The sequence below is a fragment of the Paraburkholderia sp. genome (assembly GCF_034668105.1).
Classification (GTDB): Bacteria; Pseudomonadota; Gammaproteobacteria; order Burkholderiales; family Burkholderiaceae; genus Paraburkholderia.
The window spans coordinates 1-3,218 of record NZ_JAXDPY010000343.1 but is presented as its reverse complement, the minus strand read 5'-3'; the positions used below and the strand labels follow the sequence as shown (position 1 = coordinate 3,218).

At 64.1% G+C, this 3,218-nt stretch carries 4 protein-coding genes; 2 read left to right on the top strand and 2 right to left on the bottom strand.

All coding sequences use genetic code 11. The features are described from left to right. Positions 1 to 175: 175 nt before the first annotated feature. Positions 176 to 340: a hypothetical protein gene (locus QOC89_RS15550; protein ID WP_323045820.1), complete on the top strand. Its 165-nt coding sequence runs from the start codon at positions 176 to 178 to the stop codon at positions 338 to 340. 73 nt (positions 341 to 413) lie between these two features. Here QOC89_RS15550 and QOC89_RS15545 read toward each other — a convergent pair whose 3' ends face one another. Next, positions 414 to 1,727 carry an MATE family efflux transporter gene (locus QOC89_RS15545; RefSeq protein ID WP_323045821.1) on the bottom strand — a complete coding sequence of 438 codons (1,314 nt, stop codon included), beginning with the start codon at positions 1,725 to 1,727 and terminating at the stop codon, positions 414 to 416. Between the two features lie 152 nt (positions 1,728 to 1,879). Continuing rightward, the gene (locus QOC89_RS15540) at positions 1,880 to 2,188 is read right to left on the bottom strand and encodes a DUF2288 domain-containing protein (protein WP_323045819.1); all 309 of its coding nucleotides are present in this window, start codon (positions 2,186 to 2,188) and stop codon (positions 1,880 to 1,882) included. 108 nt (positions 2,189 to 2,296) lie between these two features. On the opposite strand from QOC89_RS15540, the gene QOC89_RS15535 reads away from it, so the two are divergent. Then, complete coding sequence (locus QOC89_RS15535) at positions 2,297 to 3,025, top strand: pentapeptide repeat-containing protein (protein ID WP_323045818.1); 729 nt, start codon at positions 2,297 to 2,299, stop codon at positions 3,023 to 3,025. Positions 3,026 to 3,218 lie beyond the last annotated feature (193 nt).

The following is a 3,218-nucleotide window of genomic DNA, read 5'->3' as shown; positions in this document are numbered from 1 at the left end:
CGATCGATTCAGCGTCCATGGCAGTCTCCTATGACACGTAGCTGTGTCTTTATAGTAGATCACGCGTACCAAAATGGCAGCAGCGAGCCTGTGAGGCACGCACTCGTCGAACGCGAATTGCGGGTAGACTTTCGGCGCTTCTTCGCCGTTAATTGTCATTCTGTCTCGAGAGTCTATGAACCGCGTTTTGTTGATTGCATTGATGCTGGCTGCCGGACTCGGCGGTTGTGCCAACGACCCCTCCGGGCATCATGGCGGCACGCCGCCTGAAGATCCCGCCGACTACCACGGCGTACCCACCGACGACCGGCCGCCCGCCATGGTGCCCGTCGCGCCTTGAAGACAGAAAGTAGCGTGGGAAGGTAAATGAAAGCGAGGCGCCGGCGCATGCACGCTGGGCGCCGAAGCAAAGCCTAAGCGCCCACGCCTGCCATGCCGCGCACGACGCCCGGCAAGAAGCGCGCGAGCGTAACGCCGCGGGCGGCCATGAAAATCAGCATCGCGGCCCACAAGCCGTGATTGCCATACAGCGTCAGCAGGGCCCACGAGGCCGTCACGAACACCGCGAACGACGCCACCATCGACATCATCAACTCACGCGTGCGAGTCGCGCCGATGAACACGCCGTCGAGCAGAAAGCCCCATACGGAGATCACCGGCAAAAGCGCGGCCCAGGGCAGATAGGTCTCGGCCGTGACGCGCACCGCGGCCTGATCGGTCAGACGTTCGATGATCCATGAACCCGCGGCCCAATACACCAGCGAGAAACCCAGCGCGCCGAGCGCGGACCACAGCGCCGTCACCTTGATGGCCTGCGCGAAAGCGTGCCGGTCGCGCGCGCCGATCGCCGCGCCGACCAGCGCTTCGGCAGCGTGCGCGAAGCCGTCGAGTCCATAGGCCATGAAGGTCTGAAAATTGAGCAGCAGCGCGTTGGCGGCGAGCGTGGTGTCGCCCTGTCTCGCGCCAAGATGCGCGAACCAGCCGAACGACGACAGCAGACAGAGCGTGCGCACGAAGATATCGCGATTCAGCACCACCAGCCGCTTGAGCGCGGCGGCGTCGAACAGGGCGGTGCGGTTCAGCGCGGGCAAGCCGCGCGGCCGGCCGTGCCACAACAGCGCGGCGCCGAGTACGAAGCCGAGCGCGTCGGCCGTCGCCGTGGCCGCGCCGATGCCCGCCACGCCCCAATCGAAAACGTACACGTACAACAGCACCGCCGCGATGTTCACGCTGTTGATGAACACTTGCGACAGCAGGGCCAGCCGCACCTGCTGCGTGCCGAGCAGCCAGCCGAGCACCACGTAATTGCCGAGCGCGAGCGGCGCGGCCCAGATGCGCGCGTGGCAGTAGACCTGCGCGTGGCGCTGCACCGCATCGCTGCCGCCGAGCGCGCGCAACGCGTAACCGATCAGCGGCCCTTGCAACAGAAGCACCGCGGCGCCGATCGCCGCCGCGAGCAACAGCGCGCGCACGACGTTGTTGCGCAATTCGGCAGGGTCGCCCGCGCCGTGCGCTTGCGCGACGAGGCCCGTGGTGCCCATGCGCAGGAAGCCGAAGCCCCAGAACACGAAGTTGAAGAACAGCCCGCCGAGCGCGACGCCGCCGAGATAGGACGCACCGTCCAGATGGCCGGCGACGGCGGTGTCGACCGCGCCGAGAATCGGCTGGGTGAGATTGGCGAGGACGATTGGAAACGCCAGCGTCAATACCCGGCGGTGCCAGCGCACCGGGACGGCGGGCGCCGTCGCGGCTGCGCAGCTCCCTGAAGAGAGCTCCTTTGGGCCGTCTCCCGGAGGACCCTCCTTCGGCGTATCGCCGAGGCGGATTTTCTCCAGCGCATCCCCCAACGGGATTTCCTCCGGGGCGTGCGCGCCGTCGTTCAATTGCGTTCCTGCACGCACACCCATGGCGAGACGACCACCGCCCACAGATCCGGATCGCGCGCGGCGAAGTCGGCGGCGGTTTCCGCCTGCACCCGTTCGACGAGGCCGGCAGACAGCCATTGCGTGACCTGCGTGGTGTCGTCGCTGGCGATGGCTTCCGCGACGCTCACCAGATCGATGTCGCGCGCGACGCGCAGCAGCATGCCGCGCGCGAAAAAGCGTTCGAGTTCGCTCCAGCCGATTTTGGCGGTTTCGGCGAGCAGCTTGGCGTACAGCGGGCTATGAGTGGCGTCGTTGGAAGTCATCGTAAGCGGGTTCTGACGGGGCCGTTACTATAAACCATCGGCGTCGCGCGCCAGGGCGGAGCGCGTTCCGGTACGCTTGGGATCTTTCGAAATTCATTCTGAACCTTCATGTCACTGGATTCAACGGCGCCGGATTCGGGCACGCAAGCTCACGTCGTGATCGATGCCACACTTACGCGTACCGACGTCGAGCGTTTGATTGCCGCAAACATCGCGAATGGCAACGAGCCGATCCATTTCACCGACTGCGATTTCGAGGGCGCCGATCTGTCGCGCCTCGATTTGCGCAGCGCGGAGTTTCATCGTTGCACGATCGTCGAGACCTCGTTTTTCGGCGCAATGCTGTCGCACTCCCGCTGGGTCCGTTGTCGCGGCCGCGAGGCGGATTTCGCGTCGGCCGACCTGGTCGACGCGGCGTTCCAGTCGAGCGATCTGAACAACACCAGCTGGCGGCGCGCCAAGCTTGCCTCGGCGTCGTTTCACAGCTGCAAGCTGACCGGCGCGAATTTCGAGCAGGTCGCGGCGCTCGGGCTGAGTTTCATCGAGACCTTGCTGGTGGGCGCGCATTTGCGCGGCCTGTCGTTTCGCAAGGCCACGCTGCAGCAACTCGATTTCTCCGACGCCGATCTGGCCGGGGTTGATTTCCGCGAGGCGGTCTTCGACGGCGGCAGTCTGAAGGATGCGCATCTGAAGGGCGCGCGCTTTGAGGGAGCGGACTTGCGCGAAGCTGACCTGAGCGGCGTGCGGCTTGTCGATGCGGCGCTGTTCAAAGGCGCGACGATCTCGCACCAGCAGGCGGCGGTGCTGGTGACCGAACTCGGTCTGCGCGTCATGTGATCGATGTTTAGCCGGCCGATTTTAGCCATTCGGCCGGCTTGAACGAATCGATATATATGCTTATCATCTGATTGTTGAATTCCTTAATAACGGCCGATTTAAGACTTCAAGATTGGTCGGTTGATTTGAAGATTTTTAATCTATCCGCCGTTTGCGAATTTTGTTGTGAGGAAATGCGCCTGCTTATTCGCGT

Coding starts and splice junctions, on each gene's coding strand:
- QOC89_RS15550 (WP_323045820.1), top strand. CDS start 176: ATGAACCGCGTTTTGTTGATTGCATTGATGCTGGCTGCCGGACTCGGC.
- QOC89_RS15540 (WP_323045819.1), bottom strand. CDS start 2,188: ATGACTTCCAACGACGCCACTCATAGCCCGCTGTACGCCAAGCTGCTC.
- QOC89_RS15535 (WP_323045818.1), top strand. CDS start 2,297: ATGTCACTGGATTCAACGGCGCCGGATTCGGGCACGCAAGCTCACGTC.